Source organism: Wolbachia endosymbiont (group A) of Gastracanthus pulcherrimus (assembly GCF_964028265.1).
Taxonomy (GTDB): domain Bacteria; phylum Pseudomonadota; class Alphaproteobacteria; order Rickettsiales; family Anaplasmataceae; genus Wolbachia; species Wolbachia pipientis.
In genome coordinates, this window is the sequence record NZ_OZ034763.1 from 1,293,433 (window position 1) to 1,311,762 (window position 18,330).

General features: G+C 35.6%; 18 protein-coding genes and 3 tRNA genes. 10 read left to right on the forward strand and 11 right to left on the reverse strand.

The features are described 5' to 3' along the window. Nucleotides 1-849 precede the first annotated feature (849 nt). The 3 genes from ABWU47_RS06715 to mnmE form a co-directional block, all read right to left on the reverse strand. A complete protein-coding gene (locus ABWU47_RS06715; protein ID WP_077188379.1) occupies nucleotides 850-1,866 on the reverse strand; it encodes an NAD(P)/FAD-dependent oxidoreductase in 1,017 nt (338 codons plus the stop codon). A 168-nt stretch (nucleotides 1,867-2,034) separates the two neighbouring features. After that, nucleotides 2,035-2,122 (reverse strand) — tRNA-Ser (locus tag ABWU47_RS06720). A gap of 47 nt (nucleotides 2,123-2,169) precedes the next feature. Then, a complete protein-coding gene (gene mnmE, locus ABWU47_RS06725; RefSeq protein WP_077188378.1) occupies nucleotides 2,170-3,705 on the reverse strand; it encodes a tRNA uridine-5-carboxymethylaminomethyl(34) synthesis GTPase MnmE in 1,536 nt (511 codons plus the stop codon). Nucleotides 3,706-3,836: 131 nt separating this feature from the next. Here mnmE and nuoI point away from each other — a divergent pair, with 131 nt between their 5' ends. From nuoI to infC, 5 genes are read left to right on the forward strand one after another with little or no spacing between them, the layout of a single operon-like run. Further along, the gene (nuoI, locus tag ABWU47_RS06730) at nucleotides 3,837-4,319 is read left to right on the forward strand and encodes an NADH-quinone oxidoreductase subunit NuoI (protein WP_038199316.1); all 483 of its coding nucleotides are present in this window, start codon (nucleotides 3,837-3,839) and stop codon (nucleotides 4,317-4,319) included. Beyond that, nucleotides 4,319-4,441, forward strand: a complete 123-nt coding sequence (locus ABWU47_RS06735) for a hypothetical protein (RefSeq protein ID WP_265023594.1) — start codon at nucleotides 4,319-4,321, stop codon at nucleotides 4,439-4,441. The genes nuoI and ABWU47_RS06735 overlap by 1 nt, the downstream gene beginning before the upstream one ends. Next, the gene (locus ABWU47_RS06740; RefSeq protein ID WP_049973587.1) at nucleotides 4,435-4,722 is read left to right on the forward strand and encodes a hypothetical protein; all 288 of its coding nucleotides are present in this window, start codon (nucleotides 4,435-4,437) and stop codon (nucleotides 4,720-4,722) included. The genes ABWU47_RS06735 and ABWU47_RS06740 overlap by 7 nt, the downstream gene beginning before the upstream one ends. Continuing rightward, on the forward strand, nucleotides 4,715-6,616 hold the full coding sequence (gene thrS, locus ABWU47_RS06745; RefSeq protein WP_236514389.1) for a threonine--tRNA ligase: 1,902 nt from the start codon (nucleotides 4,715-4,717) through the stop codon (nucleotides 6,614-6,616). The genes ABWU47_RS06740 and thrS overlap by 8 nt, the downstream gene beginning before the upstream one ends. A 12-nt stretch (nucleotides 6,617-6,628) precedes the next feature. Beyond that, entirely contained in the window at nucleotides 6,629-7,147 is a 519-nt protein-coding gene (gene infC, locus ABWU47_RS06750) for a translation initiation factor IF-3 (protein ID WP_006279610.1), read from the forward strand. Between the two features lie 28 nt (nucleotides 7,148-7,175). On the opposite strand, the gene nuoF is transcribed toward infC, so the two are convergent. Next, complete coding sequence (gene nuoF, locus ABWU47_RS06755; RefSeq protein WP_077188376.1) at nucleotides 7,176-8,429, reverse strand: NADH-quinone oxidoreductase subunit NuoF; 1,254 nt, start codon at nucleotides 8,427-8,429, stop codon at nucleotides 7,176-7,178. 19 nt (nucleotides 8,430-8,448) lie between these two features. Next, a tRNA-Lys gene (locus ABWU47_RS06760) sits at nucleotides 8,449-8,521 on the reverse strand. A gap of 341 nt (nucleotides 8,522-8,862) precedes the next feature. Between ABWU47_RS06760 and ABWU47_RS06765 the strand changes: the two genes are divergently transcribed. From ABWU47_RS06765 to ABWU47_RS06785, 5 genes are all read left to right on the forward strand, one after another. Next, nucleotides 8,863-8,938, forward strand: a tRNA-Ala gene (locus ABWU47_RS06765). Nucleotides 8,939-9,151: 213 nt separating this feature from the next. Then, nucleotides 9,152-10,597: a magnesium transporter MgtE N-terminal domain-containing protein gene (locus tag ABWU47_RS06770; RefSeq protein ID WP_353285639.1), complete on the forward strand. Its 1,446-nt coding sequence runs from the start codon at nucleotides 9,152-9,154 to the stop codon at nucleotides 10,595-10,597. A 38-nt stretch (nucleotides 10,598-10,635) separates the two neighbouring features. Then, nucleotides 10,636-11,007: a hypothetical protein gene (locus ABWU47_RS06775; protein ID WP_077188374.1), complete on the forward strand. Its 372-nt coding sequence runs from the start codon at nucleotides 10,636-10,638 to the stop codon at nucleotides 11,005-11,007. Between the two features lie 143 nt (nucleotides 11,008-11,150). Continuing rightward, entirely contained in the window at nucleotides 11,151-11,537 is a 387-nt protein-coding gene (locus ABWU47_RS06780; RefSeq protein WP_077188373.1) for a hypothetical protein, read from the forward strand. A 46-nt stretch (nucleotides 11,538-11,583) separates the two neighbouring features. Beyond that, a complete protein-coding gene (locus ABWU47_RS06785; RefSeq protein WP_077188372.1) occupies nucleotides 11,584-12,027 on the forward strand; it encodes a hypothetical protein in 444 nt (147 codons plus the stop codon). Nucleotides 12,028-12,101: 74 nt separating this feature from the next. On the opposite strand, the gene ccmE is transcribed toward ABWU47_RS06785, so the two are convergent. Genes ccmE through nuoL form a run of 6 tightly spaced genes read right to left on the reverse strand, consistent with a single transcriptional unit; the run spans nucleotide 12,102 to nucleotide 18,327 of the window. After that, nucleotides 12,102-12,494 carry a cytochrome c maturation protein CcmE gene (gene ccmE, locus ABWU47_RS06790; protein WP_006279588.1) on the reverse strand — a complete coding sequence of 131 codons (393 nt, stop codon included), beginning with the start codon at nucleotides 12,492-12,494 and terminating at the stop codon, nucleotides 12,102-12,104. After that, the gene (locus tag ABWU47_RS06795) at nucleotides 12,478-12,615 is read right to left on the reverse strand and encodes a hypothetical protein (protein WP_006279587.1); all 138 of its coding nucleotides are present in this window, start codon (nucleotides 12,613-12,615) and stop codon (nucleotides 12,478-12,480) included. Before ABWU47_RS06795 ends, ccmE begins: the two co-directional genes overlap by 17 nt. Continuing rightward, the gene (locus ABWU47_RS06800) at nucleotides 12,612-13,655 is read right to left on the reverse strand and encodes a biotin--[acetyl-CoA-carboxylase] ligase (protein WP_006279586.1); all 1,044 of its coding nucleotides are present in this window, start codon (nucleotides 13,653-13,655) and stop codon (nucleotides 12,612-12,614) included. The genes ABWU47_RS06795 and ABWU47_RS06800 overlap by 4 nt, the downstream gene beginning before the upstream one ends. A 17-nt stretch (nucleotides 13,656-13,672) precedes the next feature. Further along, a complete protein-coding gene (locus ABWU47_RS06815) occupies nucleotides 13,673-15,037 on the reverse strand; it encodes an NADH-quinone oxidoreductase subunit N (protein WP_236514391.1) in 1,365 nt (454 codons plus the stop codon). Continuing rightward, nucleotides 15,034-16,476, reverse strand: a complete 1,443-nt coding sequence (locus ABWU47_RS06820) for a NuoM family protein (RefSeq protein WP_006279584.1) — start codon at nucleotides 16,474-16,476, stop codon at nucleotides 15,034-15,036. The genes ABWU47_RS06815 and ABWU47_RS06820 overlap by 4 nt, the downstream gene beginning before the upstream one ends. Before the next feature lie 3 nt (nucleotides 16,477-16,479). Next, on the reverse strand, nucleotides 16,480-18,327 hold the full coding sequence (nuoL, locus tag ABWU47_RS06825) for an NADH-quinone oxidoreductase subunit L (protein ID WP_049973600.1): 1,848 nt from the start codon (nucleotides 18,325-18,327) through the stop codon (nucleotides 16,480-16,482). Between the last annotated feature and the right edge of the window lie 3 nt (nucleotides 18,328-18,330).

The window sequence follows — 18,330 nt, forward strand, 5'->3', positions numbered from 1 at the left end:
AAAATCTTGTTTTTTTGCAATCAATCTGATCAAATTTAAGAATAGTAATTTGTTATTTATATTAATAAATTTAATTCTATTGAAAATAGCTAAAGCATTGAAATTCTTGAATTTTAGCCAGATTAGTGAGTGGTAGTGAAATTTCTTTTACTCAAATTTAGGTATTCACTGACCGTTCTTGTTATAAATACCAGAATAATAAGCTACTGATATTCCCTATCTTTTTTATCTTTAATCCATCATAGCTAGCGATGCAACAAAGCCATCCCAGTGTCAGCTACTCGGATGACAAAAAAAGGAGCACTGGAATGACAGCAGTCCTACGTCATACCGCGATTCATTCGCGGTATCTCTAGATCCCGCTAACAAGCAGCGGGATGACGGTTGTCGTTTAGCCACAAATATTTAAGAAATTTACCAAATGAAAAAAAAGGCAAAAGAAGCCCTGGGGTTATTATCCGCTTTAAAATATTGGCGTTTTTTATGTTTTAAACGCTTGACAAGCGAAATTCAGCTGCTTTTAATTGCAACTAACTTACGCTGCAAATGTTTAAGAAATTTACTAAGCAGAAAAAAAGACAAAGAATCCCCGAGTTAGCTAGTCTTTTACTATCTCTGTCGAGTATTGGCATTTTTTGATGTCTTGTAACGCTTTATAAGCGCGTTCAGCTTATTTAGATAAAAATCTAGATGTAGATGAAGTTTTGTAAAGACATACAGTATCTATATACTGCAAAAAATTGAACATAAGACGCCGATACATTAAGTAATCCTTACCTTTTAATCTGCAGATTGGCGAAAGCAAATACAATAACTTCAGTTTCATGATAAGGGAGCTGGCGAGGTTTGTCAAGGAAGTTTTTCTTTCCCGTGAATTCCCTTTGAAGTTGAATATTGAAAATTGACTGGAGAATTGTGGATTACTTTGTATATGTTATGACAAGCCATTGCGCTCTCAGCAAAACCATTTAGTATTAATTTTAGTTTGCCTGAATAAATAGCTATATCTCCGATTGCATATATCCTATCTCTACTGGTTTTAAGTGTAGCTGGGTCGACAGTTATGCGGCCATGTTCTAACTGTATACCCCAATTGTTTATTGGACCAAGATTCATTGACAGTCCAAAAAATGGCAGCAAAAAATCAGCGGATATTTCTTTTTCTTCCTTAGAGGCAATGTTTTTTACTATCACTGCGCTCAACTGCCCATTACTTCCTGCTAGTTCGTGTAATTGATATGGCACTACCAGTTCTATTTTTCCATCAATTTCAAGTGATTCTAATTTATTTCTAGTTTCAGGAGTGCAGCGAAATTCCTTTCTCCTATGTATCACATAAATTTTCTTTGCAACTTTAGAAAGTTCTACAGTCCAATCAGCCGCAGAATCACCCCCCCCTGCAATGACTATAGTTTTATCCTGAAAATCAGAAATTTTATTTACACTGTAAAATACAGATTTATTTTCATATTCTAATATACCACTTAAGGGTGGACGGTTAGGTTCAAACATTCCATTACCTGCAGCAACAATAACAGCCTTACATTTTACCTCTGTACCTATGCTCGTTATGATAGTAAAGTTTTCACCTTCGTTATTTGAAATCTTTTCTACTTTTTGACTTAAATGGTAAATAGGCTTAAATGGCGAAGCTTGCTCCATTAGCTGCTCAATTAATTTTTGGGCAGTAATTACAGGATAACCAGGTATATCGTATATTGGCTTTTCTGGGTAAAGAGCTGTGCATTGTCCTCCTGCTTGATCCAAAACATCTATTATATGACATTTCATATCAAGCATTCCCGCTTGAAAAGCAGTGAATATTCCAACAGGTCCTGCACCTATTATTACTATATCGGGTTCCATATTCAGATGGTGATCTATTTATAGATATTAGCTTTCTTCGCTAACAAGGTCAATTTACAAAGGGATGTATTTTTAAAAGATGTGGCTAGATTAGATAAGATTTCCAGCGTTATGAACCACATAGTCCAAATAAGCTCTAAAAATCAGCTAGCATAGCGAGATGCTGTGCGGACGGAATGGGATTCGAACCCATGGTACGCTCATCACGTACGTCAGTTTTCAAGACTGGTGCCTTAAACCGCTCGGCCATCCGTCCATTTCTTTTCTATCACAACATTTGATTTTAAGCAATCTATAAAAGCTTTACTTGCCCACGCAAAAGTTGCTAAACACACTACTCAATATTTCCTCAACATTAATAATCCCAATCACTGCACCAAGTTCAAATGCAGCAAGCCTCAAATCTTCAGATATCAACTCAATTGGATTATCGATATTAAAACGTTGTAAATGTTCCAGTGCTTTCTTCATGTGATTCCTATGTCTTTGCCGAGTGATTACAGGAGTGTCTCTATCATGCCCAAATTTTTCCCCTGCCTTCTCTTTTATGAGAGAGATCAATTTGTTTGTACCTATTTCCTTTAGAATAGAAATGGGTAAAAGATCTATGCCATTAATTTTTATATTGTGATTATTGATAACATCGTCAGCTTTGCTCAATACATAAATGGTGTCATTTTGGTCTGATGTCATGCAAGTAGCTGACACTGGTTTCCAGCTTATCTCATCATGAACATTGTTTTCAGCACATGTTTCTAGAATCCATTGTCTATTGCATAATTTGCAAGTATTTTTATATCTGGATCCCAGTGTCAAGCACTGGGATGACACCGTTTGTTGATTACAATATTTGCATAGTTGTGTGTCAACGACAGATGGTATATTGCCTGTGGCTTGATAATTGACATCGTGTCGTTGTTCAAAAGGAAATAGCTCTATTCTTAAATCAGCTTCAAAAGACCTCTTTTTCGCTCGACTTATACCTTCTAATTCTATTGGATCTGAACTTTCACGAATTCCAGCAGTATCAGAGAGAATGATTGGGTATCCGCCAATGTCAATATGAGCTTCAAGTATATCTCTTGTTGTGCCTGCATATTCAGAAACAATAGCAATATCACGCTTGGCTAAGAAATTAAACAGAGTTGATTTACCGACATTTGGTTCACCAGTTATTACAATATGTAAACCCTCACGCAACCTTTCGCCCCGTCTATTATCATTTAAATGCTCTTGTATCAACTGCACGAGAGATTGCACTTCATTATTAATTTTTTCCAATTCACTTTTTTCTGCCCAAATGTCCTCTGGAAAGTCTATATATGCTTCGATTTTGGATTGTATCGTTATTAATCTTTGCCTCCAATTGCTGTATAGTCTCTCCAATTCTCCTGATATCTGCTTAATCGCTTGTTTAGCTTGCATTTTCGTCTCAGCATCAATTAAGTCTGCAATCCCTTCTATTTGCGTTAAGTCAAATTTACCATTTAGAAAAGCCCTAAGTGAGAATTCTCCAGGCTTGGCCATAACGAAAACTTTTGATAATTCCTCCAAGATGATTTTTATAACTGCCTTGCTTCCATGCACTTGTAACTCTATAACGTCCTCGCCAGTGAAACTGTTTGGAGCAGGGAAATAGATGATTATTCCATTATCTATCAATTGACTGGAATCATCATATAGATCAACTAAAGTAGCAAATCTTGGTTTAATTTCTTTTTTAATATGAAAATGATTTAAAGCTTTAAGCGCGTAGTTGCCTGAAATTCTGATTACTGCAACTCCTGACTTACCAAATACGGTCGATAAAGCGAAAATAGTTTCATTTGTGTTTGTCATTATTTATATAAACTACTTAGCAATATTACACTTAAGAAACCAAAATACCTAAAAAGTCACCCAGGTGAAAATATTTATTTTGAAAACTGATAATATGATTTATAATGACTGACACAAGTTTTAAATATTTTATGCTCAAGAAATTAGCTTGGTACTGGTCTTTTGTAGAGTTAATTAAAGGGTTTGTTATTACATTAAAATATATGTTTAAGCCAAAGGTTACTTTGAGGTATCCTATGGAGAAGGGCCCTTTAAGTCCAAGGTTTCGTGGTGAGCATGCGTTGCGTAGGTATCCAAACGGTGAAGAACGATGCATAGCTTGTAAATTATGTGAAGTTATCTGCCCTGCTCAAGCAATAGTTATTGAAGCAGAGGAAAGAGAAGACGGTAGTCGCCGCACCACGCGCTATGATATTGATATGACAAAATGCATATACTGCGGACTTTGCCAAGAGGCATGTCCAGTTGATGCAATTGTTGAAGGTCCTAACTTTGAATTTGCTACTGAAACAAGAGAGGAGCTAATGTACAATAAAGAAAAGTTATTGCGTAATGGTGAAGTTTGGGAAGACGCAATTGCACTCAGGTTAAAAAAGAATAGGCCTTATTATTAATGTTCAGAGCTTATAACCCTGTTATCCATTATGATTTAGGGGCAGTGCCCACTAGGGGTGGTGTCATCCCAGTAGCTGATGCACAACTGTACGAACATTTGTTTGCGAGGGCAGTATGTTAAATGTTATAGCCTGTTTTGCCTCAAACACAAAGGTGTCATCCCAGTGCTTGACACTGGGATCCAGTAAAATTGATTGTGAACAAGCACACTATACAACATTTTCAATGAAATTACAAAAAAGCTGGATTCCAGTGTCAAGCACTGGAATGACACCATTTGCTGTGCAATTTACCTTCGAAAATGAATGTTCGTATGGCTATGTGCGTGACACTGGGATGACACCGTTGGAAGAAGCAAACCGCCTTCAAGCTACATGTCCGTATAGGTTTATTTATGGTTAGGATTACTTTTTCAACCGAACAAAAAGTAAAAGAATACAGTGGTAAAGTCATTGGCTTTGATATATTACAACCAGATGCTTTGAAAGAAGCAATTGCCTTTAAGGTAAATGGTGAGTTGCATGATCTCTCACGTGAAATTGAAGCTGATGCAGAGATAGAGGTGATACAACTGAGTGACGAAGCGGGTTTAGATATAATAAGGCATGATGCTGCTCACATAATGGCACAGGCAGTGAAAGAGCTATTTCCTAATACTCAGATTACTATCGGCCCAACAATTCAGGACGGTTTTTACTATGATTTTGCTACAGGTCGTACCTTCACTACGGACGATCTTACCGCAATAGAAAAGAAAATGAAAGAGATTGTAAAAAGTAACCACAGATTTGTTCGAGAAGTTTGGACTCGCAAGCAGGCAATTGATTTCTTTAGTGGTATAGGCGAAAAATATAAGGTTGATATTATCTCATCCATACCAGAGGGTGAAAACCTAACTGTTTATAGGCAAGGTGATTTTATTGACCTATGTCGTGGTCCGCACTCACCATCAACCGGCAGAGTTAAAGCGTTTAAACTTATGAAAGTAGCGGGTGCATACTGGCGAGGTGATGCAAAGGGCCCAATGTTGCAGCGAATATATGGTACAGCATGGAGAAATAAGGATGAATTAAACGCTTACCTTGAGTGCCTCAAAGAAGCAGAAAAACGTGATCACCGCAAAATTGCTAAGGATATGGATTTATTTCACATTCAAGAGGAAGCTGTTGGGCAGGTTTTTTGGCATGAACAAGGATATATTCTATATAATGTTCTTGAGTCTTACATCAGAAAGAAGCTAATAAATAATGGCTATTTTGAGGTAAAAACTCCTATTTTAGTAAGTAAAGAGCTGTGGGAAAGATCTGGACATTGGGATAAGTTTCGTGAAAATATGTTCGTTGTTGACGAGTCTGAAAATAAAAAGTTAGCAATAAAGCCTATGAATTGCCCTTGTCATGTGCAGATTTTTAATTCTCACACCAGAAGCTATCGTGATTTACCGATACGTATGGCAGAGTTTGGCATATGCCATAGAAATGAAAGCTCAGGCTCATTGCACGGACTGATGCGAGTGCGTGGTTTTACGCAAGACGATGCACACATTTTTTGTATGGAAGAACAAGTGAATTCTGAGACTATAAAGTTTTGTGACCTTTTAAAAGAAGTATATTCAGAGCTTGGATTTAATGAAATTTCTGTGAAATTTTCAGACCGTCCAGATATTAGAGCAGGTAATGATGAAGTATGGGATAGAGCTGAAAAAGCGCTGCTTGAAGCCGTTAAAGAAGCGGGCTTAAGTTATGAACTGAGCCCTGGTGAAGGTGCATTTTATGGTCCAAAGCTAGAGTTTGTTTTAAAAGATGCAATAGGCAGAAGCTGGCAATGTGGAACATTACAAGTTGATTTCATTTTACCAGAACGTCTGGGAGCTTTTTATATAGGGGCAGATGGACACAAGCATCACCCTGTCATGTTACATAGGGCAATTCTTGGAACTTTTGAACGTTTTATTGGAATTTTGATAGAAAATTATGCAGGAAAATTTCCAGTTTGGCTTGCTCCAACGCAACTTGCTATTCTGACCATTACAAACGAAGCTGACGGTTACGCCACAGAAATTAGCAATATTTTAAAAGAACAAGGTGTGAGAGTCAAGACTGATTTGACCAATGAAAAAATTAGTTATAAGATACGTTTGCATAGTCTAAACAAGGTTCCTATATTGTGGATTGTAGGCAAAAATGAAGTTACAAGTAAAACTGTGTCAGTAAGAAATTTAGGATCGGAAAGACAGGAGTCTTTTTCTTTGGAAAAGGCTAATGAATCGCTGTTAAAAAGTATTAATTTGAATTAAGGGAGTTAAAGTTTGCAAGTTAAAAAGAACAATAAAAACAGAATTAATGGATTTATCACAGCTAAGGAGGTACGCTTAGTTGATCATAGTGGTGAAATGGTCGGAATCGTGCCAATAGAACGAGCTTTGGAATTTGCACAGGGTGTTGGTTTAGACTTGGTGGAAATTGCACCTGATTCAACCCCTCCAGTATGTAAAATTCTGGATTATAGCAAGCAAAAGTATGATATAAAAAAGAAAGCAAGTGAAGCAAAAAAGAAACAAAAAACATTAACTATAAAAGAAATTAAACTGGGTCCCAATATTGGTGATCACGATTACGGAACAAAATTGCGTCAAGCAAGAGACTTACTTGCCCACGGACATAAAATTAAAGTCACAATGAGATTTAGAGGGAGAGAGCTTATAAACACTGAAGTTGGACTGGAAAAATTAGAACGGCTAATTCGAGACACTGAAGATATCGCAAAGGTAGAATTGGCACCTAAAAGAGAAGGGAATCAATATTTTTTAGCTCTGGTTGCTAAGTAGCAAAACGGCTTAAGAAGTATAAGTAAAGTTAAATTATCGCTCTCTCTTTGATAACATGGCGAAAATGTCTTATTAATCCTTGAATCGGCCAAGCTGCAGCATCGCCAAGCGCGCAAATTGTATGTCCTTCTATTTGAGTTGTAAGGTCAAGCAGCTTATCTATTTCATCAGGCTTAATATCTCCTGCCACCATCCTCTTCATAATCCTCCACATCCATCCAGTACCTTCACGGCATGGTGTGCATTGTCCACAGGACTCATGCATATAAAAGTGTGATAACCTCTCTATTGCAGCTATTATATCAGTTGATTTATCCATCACTATTACAGCAGCAGTACCAAGCCCTGATTGTGCAGTTCTTAATGAATCAAAATCCATTTCAATAGTATCGCATATAGATTTTGGAATTAATGGCACTGAAGACCCACCAGGTATTACAGCAAGTAAATTATCCCAACCCCCTCGCACTCCACCTGCGTATTTTTCAATCAATTCACGTAGTGGAATTCCGAGCTCTTCTTCAACATTACACGGGTTGTTTACATGTCCTGAAATACAAAAAATCTTAGTACCAGTATTATTTGGTTTACCAAGAGATGCAAACCATTCTCCTCCGCGATTTAGAATATCTGGAACCATGGCTATAGTTTCAACGTTGTTTATTGTGGTTGGACAGCCAAAAAGTCCAACACCTGCGGGAAATGGAGGTTTCATGCGAGGAAAGCCCTTTTTTCCTTCAATTGATTCAAGTTGAGCTGTTTCTTCTCCACATATGTAAGCTCCTGCACCCCTATGGATAAATACATCAAGATCATAACCTGATTTGCAGGCATTTTTTCCAATTAAGTTTTCTTTATAGGCTTCCTCAAGTGCTTTTTTCAGAACTAAATATTCATTATAAAATTCACCCCTGATGTAAATATACGCAACTGATGCGCTGATCGCTTTGCCGGCTAGGAGAATTCCCTCAAGTAACTTATGTGGCTCATATCGCAATATATCTCTATCTTTACATGTACCAGGTTCTGACTCATCTGCATTGACTACTAAATATGCTTTTGGAAGATTCTTGGGCATAAAGCTCCACTTAAGGCCGGTGGAAAATCCTGCACCCCCTCGACCTCTCAAACCAGATTTCTTTACTTCATCAATGATCTTTTCTGATCCTAAATCCAGTAATTCCTTTGTTTTTTGCCAGCTACCACGTTTTTTTGCACCCTCAAGTAGTGGAGTTCCTTTACCATTTAGGTTGGTGAATATTTTGTCTTGTTCTTTTAGCATGTTTTTCAAAATTTGTGAGTGATCCCGACGCGATTCGAACGCGTGACCCACTGATTAAAAGTCAGTTGCTCTACCGGCTGAGCTACGGGATCATTTCATTTTTCAGCTATACTAAACATCAATACAGTTTTTATCCGTTTTAATCAAACTAAAATTTTCATGTGTGGTTAAATAAATTATATAATATACTGCGTTAGTGATAATTTAGTTAAAAAATCTATGAATAATTTAAAAAAATTTCCAAAGGAAAACTTCTTGTTAATTTTCAGTTCACAGATTTATTTGGATGGTGTGACGTATAACGCTAAGGAGACAAAAAAATAGAGAAGTGTGTACACCCTGCAGAATTTGTACGCTATTTAGCAATAGCCTAATAGATAAATATTTCTTGCATTTCAGCCTGAGTGATTTATGCTTTAAGCAAGAATTACCTGGGGGTATAGCTCAGCTGGTAGAGCATCTGTTTTGCACGCAGAAGGTCAGCGGTTCGATCCCGCTTGCCTCCACCAGTCTATATTAGCTCTAGCCGCCACAAAACCTGTCAAAGCAGCTTATTTTAATCTATGAGGATTTTATACTACTTCCCTGAAAATCCCTATTTCTTTTCGTAACTTTTCTCTACACAAGTAATGTTGGTTATTACAATTGTAATATATACCAACTTAACAATAAATTAATCAATAAATGTTAGAATACTAACAATTAATTTATTGGTAACGCCTATGAGTGGAAAAAAGCATGTTTTTAAGATGGTACCTGGAAAAGAGGTGTTTAGAAAAACCCCGACTAAATTGATAAAGTGGCCTGAAGGTTATGATCCTACAGTGTCTATTAAAAAAGTTGAGCTTGTATCGCTGGATGATAAAAACGATGTAGCACTAGGCTTATTACCTATAAAACTTTGCGGCAGTTCTTGCCTAGACAGTTACATATGTCTGGAGGAAGAAAATGAAGGAAATCTGGTAGCCAAAGATTATAAAAGTGATTCTAACTTAGATTATGTAAAAAGTAACCATACATTTGTATATTACGGTAATGAGTTGGCTAAGTTATCATATACAAGAGAACTTGTGCAGCCTTTCAAAACTATGTGTAGCAGTTCTATTAAATCAAAAAAATTGGAATACAAATATGTAACATGGGAAGATTCAGATACTGGCAACAATAAATATTATTTTTCAGACGAAGCAGGAAATATAATCGATTCACCTGACAATGAGGTATTACAAGACATTATGTTATACTACGGTGAGAGACATATAAGAGATGTGCTACTGTTGCTATCAAGCACGTTTGCCAAAGTTTTTATTCAGGGCCTAACAGACGACCAACTAAAAACTCTTACCAATATTTTTAGTAACGAGCAACTGCAAAAAATCATTCCTGAACTGAGTTCAAACCAGTTGCAAGCTTTAGTAGATCATCTAACCAATCACCAGCTAAAAACCCTCGCTCAGGAACTAAATCCAGAAAAGTTACAAATAATTGTTCCTATTTTAAATGATACTCAGCTTGAAGCTCTAGTGAGAAAATTAAATTCAGAGCAAGTAAAAGAAATTTTACCTCACTTAAAAGTGGATCAGTTCAAAGCACTTATTAAAACTTTAAATGACGAGCAATTTACAGTGCTTGCAAAAGACTTAGCTGAGCACCACTTGACAATACTCTCCAAAGAATTAGAAGGTGATCAGTTGAAAGCTTTAGTAAATAGTCTGCAAGAAGACCAACTGAAAGACTTAGTTAATAAGCTTGATCATGATAAACTTGGCATAATTGCTCAGGATTTAACTGATTCTAATAGGATTCAGATTATCATTAAGTCTTTAGCTGACAACCCAGAAAAACTTCAAGCTTTTGCTCGCAATATGTCTAATGAGCAGTTTAAAGAACTTTTGGATAACGTAGGTGCAGAAGAGCTTAAAGACATCATTCACAAACTGCCTTATGAGAAAGTAACAGCTGTGATTGGTGATCTTGGCAATCAAGATCAGTCTAAAGCTATTATTGATGCATTAAAAGGGAAACTTGACGAGCAGAGTAAACAGAACAAGGAAATGATTGAGATGCTCAAGCAAATCAAGGACGATATGCCATATTCTGCACATGACCTAATTCTTACAGCAGAAGATGGCGATATATATCCTTATGATTCGTCAATACTTGCATAATTAAAATTTTTACTTTTTAACTTTTTATAGGAGACCGTATGACTGAAGAAATGCAACAACTTCAAAAACCTAAATTTGTCAAACCTACATTCGAAAAACCGAAAATTCCGCAATTTCAGGATAGAGCACAAAAAGTGGTTGATCTCACCAACGATATCAATACTGCAGAAATTGATGAAAAAATGATGGTAAATGTTGTTAGATTTAAAGTTTTTTATGATAACCTGGTAAACAATATCAACGAATACAATGACAGTATAAGTTCTAGTATTGAAAATGATATAATAAACCCATTATCAACAATTATAGATAATATAGGTAAGGAAACAAAAGAAATAACGGAGAGCATCACTAAAATTAAGGAAGATATGCCATACTTCTCGCTAACACAGGCAGAAGATATACTATAGATACAAAGACGTAATCTCGAGATGATTTTAGATAACATACACCAAATGAGCAAGTAATAACCCACTGGGCTATTACTTTTTTCACATACCATTTCAATGTAGCTGGATTAATTTTAAAATTATAATTTTTTATAGGAGTTAGCATGAATAATAGTAAACAAGAAAGCAAAAACGAACTTAAAGTAATAAGCAAAATAGAAGTTAACACCAAACCTAAAGGTTATGATGAAACAGTTGCGCGAAATCCAGCGCAGCTTGGTTATGTCCACAAAGCTTTAGATAAATTAATCGCAGAGCTGAACACGAAATTCGTTCCTGAATTGGATGATGTATTGCATAACAATAGCAACTCTATCAGTCAATTAAATGACATGCTAACAGAAGAAAGGGGTAAGCTTGACGAGCAGAGTAAACAGAACAAGGAAATGATTGAGATGCTCAAGCAAATCAAGGACGATATGCCAGGCATTGCAGAAGCTCCAGATTTTACAATAGTAGATATTAATAATGACTCACTGTTATTTGTATAGTAATGATTTATAAAGATAAGTAGTTTTTTTATAGGAGGTAACTATTATGAATAAAAATATAAAATTATATTCTAGTGAAGAAGTTGAATCAAATAATGCATTGCAACTTCAGAAACCGGCGTTTGATAAACCAAGCTTCGAAAAGCCAGTAATAAAGAAGATTGTCAGTGGTAAAACAAAGGAAGAATTTGATATAACTAAAGATATGACACAAGAAGAGATTGATAAGATGCCACAAATTACATTGACCATAAAGCACCTTAAAAATTTTTATGATGGCTTGATAAACAGCATTAATAAGTATGACGAAAATATGGATAGTGCAATTCAAAGTGGTATAATAACACAATTATCATCAACCATAGATAGTATAGACAGCAAGACAAGTAGTATAGATAGTGAACTTGCAGATCTTAGGAATTCGATTCCAGATATTGGAGAAGCTCCTCCATTACTCCATATTACTGGTGAAGAGAACGGATTGCTTTAATAAAAAAGGTAATAGCCTGATATCAGGCTGTTACCTTCTCCATATGCTATTTTAATATAGCTGAGTTAGGAAATCTATTTTAAAACTTTCGGCATATAGTTCTCATCATGTTTTGCAAACACTGTATCTGCAAGAAAAGTACTATTATCAAACATTTTACCTTGCACAACAACACCACTTTTTTCTGAAAACATTGGTGGAAGTATCCCTTGATATTTTACCACAACGCTTTTGTTAAAATCTGTCATTTGAAAAATTACTTCACTTTCGCTCCGTATCACGCTATTTTCAACAACCATTCCACCAACACGGATTAGTTTTTGACTATTTTGTAAAACTATTGCCTCACTTACTGTATAGAAAAATGAGATGTTTTCTTTGAGCGTTGTTAAAATAAAAAAGACTATGCAGCTTAAAAAGCAGAAAATTCCTGAAGTTATAAGTAATCGCTTATGTTTCTTCTTCATGATTATCTTTCAGGCTTTCTAGAATTTTTCTACTTTTAGTATAGCAAGAAATGGTAAAAATTAGCTCTCCAGCAATCAGCGTAAAACTAATAAGGTAAGCAAAAATTACATATGTATTCATAATGCATTATCAATAAATAACTCACCTGCATCAAAATAAATTAAGCTTCCATCCTTTTGCTGCAACACCAATTTACCACTTTCATCTATATCAGCAAAAATTCCTTCATACAATTTGTCAGCTAACTTTACACTGATTTGCTCATTCATTTTGAATGCTTTTTTTAACCACATTTCTCTTATAGCATAAAACCCGTCAAATAGCCATTGCTTTCTTAGCTTATTAAAATTTATTATTAATTCCTTTAACAGATCCATGTTAGACACAGATTCACCGTAATTGCTAATGCACGTTGTTCCTGGAAGTGGTGCATGATTGACATTAATTCCAATTCCTATAATGATCCAATTCGAATTGGATCTTTTTTCAAGTAATATTCCACTTATTTTCTTGCCATCAATAAGGACATCATTTGGCCACTTATACTGGAGATTTAGACCATTTATAAATGACAGTATAGCATTTCCAACAGCAAGAGCAGTAACAAAAGTCAATTCTGTTAATTTGCTAACTTGATTCATTAAACCTCTTTCTATCATCCCAGTACTTTCCCCAGTGCTTGACACATAACTATGCGAACATTGCAATTTGCAGGTGGTATGTGGTGTCATTCCAGTGCGTGACACTGGAATCCAGTTCTTATTACACAGTTGCCTGATGTGCCCATTTGTAATTAAGTTTTCTGGATCCCAGTGTCTGGGCACTGGGATGACATCATCCTTGGTGGGAATACCACAACGTTTGTACAGTTGTGTGCTTGACCATTCTTCTTGATTTCTAGATTCCAGCGTCACGCGCTGGAATGACACCGAAAGCTGGCTTTCATTCAGATAATCGTTAAAGAGGTTTATTACCAAACTCGCATAAAAATTACCCTCTGGAGAAATCCAACTTTTTCCGGTACGCCCTCTACCCTCTGTTTGTTTATCAGCAACAATAATAGTTTCATTTGATATTCCTTTATCAATTAAATCCAACGCTTCTTTATTAGTGCTTGAAACTTCTTTGTAATGATGAATATGAAAGCCCTCAGGGATCACCTTGTCAGTCCTTTAGTTCAATGAGTGAGTAAAACGTACAAGAAAAGAACGAGGTTGATCAGTGAAGCCACTGAAGTGATAATGAATAGACCCTTAGAATAAGCAACCTTATTACCACTAGCTTTATCAAAATACATAGCTTTTATGATATTTAGATAATAGTAACACGATACAACACTTGCTATTACAAGGATCAAGGACAGGCTGATAAAGCCAGAATTTATTAAACTTTTGAATATAAAAAATTTAGCGATAAAACCTGCAAGTGGAGGTATTCCCGACATTGAGAGTAACAGCACAGAAAGATGAAATGCTACAATTGGGCGTTTCTTCCCTATACCAGATAAATTTGCAATATCACAATCGTCATCGTCAATTTGTACGAGATATGAGAATAGCCCTATGCTTGTGATGATATATATCACCAGATACATTAAGGCACTATCTGTTCCTGCTTGTGTAAAAATAGAAAGTGAAGCAAATATAAAACCAATGTGACCAATTGAACTGTAAGCAAGCAGCCTTTTTAAGTTTTGCTGACGTAAGGCCCCAAAAGCTGAGATAAGCACAGACAATGCTGAAACGTATAAGAAAATAGGCTGAACATAACTTTTTACATTTACTAACTCTTCATTCATCAATCGAATTAAAAATGTTACAAGTGCAGCTTTTGGGGCCGTAGAAAAAAACGCAGTTACTATGGTAGGTGCACCTTGATAGACATCTGGAGCCCACATATGAAAAGGAGCAATAGCAAGCTTGAAACACAAACCAATTAGGACAAAGACTAACCCAAAAACTATTCCATAAGTTATCTGATGGTTTTGCAAGAATGAACCGAGCTCAGAGAAATTGACTTGTCCTGTATATCCATAAAGCAGCGACATTCCATATAGCATAATGCAGGAAGATAATGCACTGAGTGTAAAATATTTCACTCCTGCTTCACATGAATAAATCGAATCTTTATTAAAGCTCGCAAGAACATACAAAGATATACTCATCAACTCAAAAGCTAAATAAAAAGAAATCAGACTATTTGCTGAAACCAAAGTTATCATGCCAAATAGCGCAAAAAGAATCAGCATTGAAAATTCATACTTATAGTCATATTTTGATAAATTCAGCATCAAAAGTATTAAAATTCCTGTGCTGAGAATTAACCCTTGGGCTGACCTGATGTATAAATTGAGTTTTAACAACGAATTAAAGAGAAAAATTTCATTGTTTTCTGCCGAAAGAATTAAAATAATCAAAGTTACCACTGTGCAGCCAAGTGCTAATAAGTTGATAGTTCGGCGGTTAAATATAATCCCAAGCAGCAGCAACACGAACGAGGAGATAATAGAGAACGTTTCCGGCAATATCTGTATATAATTCATAGCGCATTATATTTGACTAACAAATTTGCCATACATGGCTTCAAATAATTCAGTGCAAGGGTTGGGTAAAATCCAAGCAAAATAACAAACACTGCAAGCAGAATTAAGACAGAAAATTCTATGCTATCCAAACGGTTATTTAATAATTTAGAATAGCTAACCCCCCATATTATTTGCTTACATAAATTCAGCATATAAACTGCGCTTAAAATAGTGCCAAGTGCGATAAATCCTGTAAAAAACCCTATGCTCTTAAACATTCCAACCATAGCCAAAAACTCACCTATGAATCCAGATGTTCCAGGTAGCCCTATTGAAGCCATTGAAAATAAAATGAACATAAAACCAAATTTTGGCATTGTGTTTACTATGCCAAAATATTTTGCAATCTCCAAAGTTCCAGTTCGAGTATATAGCATTCCAACACACAAAAATAAAGCAGCAGAAATAAGGCCATGACTAATCATTTGAAATATGCTACCCAGTACTCCTTCCTCACAAAATGAAAAGAGGCCAGCAGTAACGATCCCCATATGTGCTATTGAAGAATAAGCTATTAACTTCTTTATATCATCTTGAGCAAACGCAACTAGCGAAGCATATATCACCGCAATAATGCTCAGCACAACAACGAAATTTGAAAAATACAAACTTGCCTGAGGAAGCATTGGAATAGAAAACCTTAAAAATCCATATCCTCCCATTTTAATAAGCAAGCCAGCTAAAATCACAGATCCAGAAGTTGGTGATTGTACATGCGCATCAGGAAGCCAAGTGTGAAATGGAAACATCGGTACTTTTATTGCAAAAGAAATAAAAAATGCAATCCACAGCAATGACTGCACTTCAAGATCAAGGCTTGGCACTAATGTAGCTAATTTTTGTATATTAAACGTCCCAAAAGTGCTATAGATGTACACCAATCCAAGTAGAAATAATAATGAGCCAGTTAATGTATAAAGAAACAACTTAAACGTTGCATATACCCTGTGTTTTCCTCCCCAAATGCCAATAATAAAGAACATTGGTATTAAAACAGCTTCAAAAAACACATAAAAGCTTATAGCATTCAGTGAAACGAAAAAACCGACTACAACACTCTCAAGCAGTAGAAATAATGCCATATAGGCTTTTAGGGTCGTATAACTCATTTTGCAGTTGTAGAGTATACAAATTACAAACAAGAAAGTTGTAAGCAGAAGGAAAAGCAACGATATACCATCTATCCCTATTCCAACATTTCTAATTGGGTAGCTGACAAACTGAAAGTCCGCATCGTTATAATCAAATTCTATACAAGCTACAATGCTAAGCAAAAATGGAAGTACAGCAAAAAATAGGGCAAGGAATCTTAAGTGTATAGATTGATGATTAATCCTGATTAAGGATAAAATCAATGCTCCTATCAGTGGAAGCAAAAATATACTAAGTAACAACACCTTCTATTTAATTCCAATAATATATAAAGCACCGATTATTAAAGTAACAAACATAATAAATGCATAATCAAATATATAACCAGTTTGTAACTTTATAGAACTTTTTGAACATTCATTAACCAACCTTACAACACCATTTGGTCCAAATGAATCAATAGCCTTAACATCAAACTTCCATAGAAGCCTAGATATAAACCTTATCGGTGCAATTATAACAAACTCATACACCTCATCAAAGTACCATTTATTCTGCAAAAACTTAAGTAAAAATTTACTCTTAATTTGCCTAATTACTTGATATTGGTAAATTAGGTACGCAAGTGCTATTCCACTTAGGCTTGTTAAGGTTGGCAGTAGTTTTATAAAGAAATTATGAACTCCATGCTCATCAATCATCACTAAACTTGATTTCCAAAACGCATTACTAGTTATGTTCAAAATATTTGCTCCCCATATTCCAGAAAATACTGATCCAAAAGCGAGTATCAGTAATGGTATAAGCATAATCTTTGGTGCCTCATGTATATTAATTTTACTTTGTTTTTGGCTGTGGAACACAAGAAGCAATAACCTCCAAGAGTAAAACGCTGTGAAGAATGCAACAACTAAGCTTATTACAAAAGCAAAGCTATCCGTGCTATAAGCATGTTCAATTATCAAATCCTTTGAATAAAAACCTGCAAATGGGAATATCCCAGAAAGCGCAAGAGATCCAATCCACATGAGAGCGTAAGTGCAAGGGATTTTCTTCCAGCAATTTCCCATTTTCTGAATGTTTTGCTCATGATGCATTGCATGAATCACATTGCCAGCACCAAGAAATAGTAGAGCTTTAAAAAAAGCGTGTGTCATTAAATGAAAAATAGCAACATTGTAAGCAGAAAGCCCACATGCCATGAACATATAACCAAGTTGACTGCAGGTTGAATAAGCAATTATTTTCTTTATATCGTTCTGAGTAATTGCAACGGTGGCTGCAAAAAAAGCAGTGAGTGCTCCAACGATAACTATTAATTCTCGTGCCACATTTGATAACTCAAACAATGGAGAACACTTTGCTACTAAAAATATACCTGCTGTTACCATCGTTGCTGCGTGAATAAGTGCAGAAACAGGAGTTGGCCCTTCCATTGCATCTGGCAACCAAACATGTAAACCAAGCTGTGCAGATTTACCCATACAGCCAATAAAAAGTAATATGCATATTATATGAGTTACTTTGAATTCACAGCAGAATGCCCTAATGTTCTGCGTGCCAAGAAGATCAGTTGTGTCAAAAACTTCAGTAAAATTCAAAGAGTGAAATGTATAATAAATAAGAAAGATTCCAATCAATAGTGCAAAGTCTCCTACCCTATTCACAACAAATGCTTTAATTGCTGCATTATTTGCAGAATATTTTTGGAACCAAAATCCTATGAGTAAATAAGAACATAGGCCAACCCCTTCCCAGCCAAAAAAAAGCTGCACGAAATTATCGCTTACAACCAGCACAATCATGCAAAACGTAAATAGCGATAGGTAAGAAAAAAACCTCGACTTCCCCTTATCATGCTCCATATAACCGATAGAGTAGAGATGTACTACCAGTGAAACGGTGGTAATAACAATAAGCATTAAGGATGAGAGAGCATCCACACTAATTGCCCAATTTACTTTTAAGATGCTCAATGAAAACAAAGGAAATAAACTCAAGTGATAATTTTCAGAGAAGGTGAGAAAAACATACCAAGATAAAACTGCAGATATTCCAATCCCTGCCGTTGTAACTAACTGACTTTTTCTAAAAAGTGCTGCAAATAGCGAACCAAAAAGTGGCAAAAATACTATTAATTTCAGTATATCCATCATACT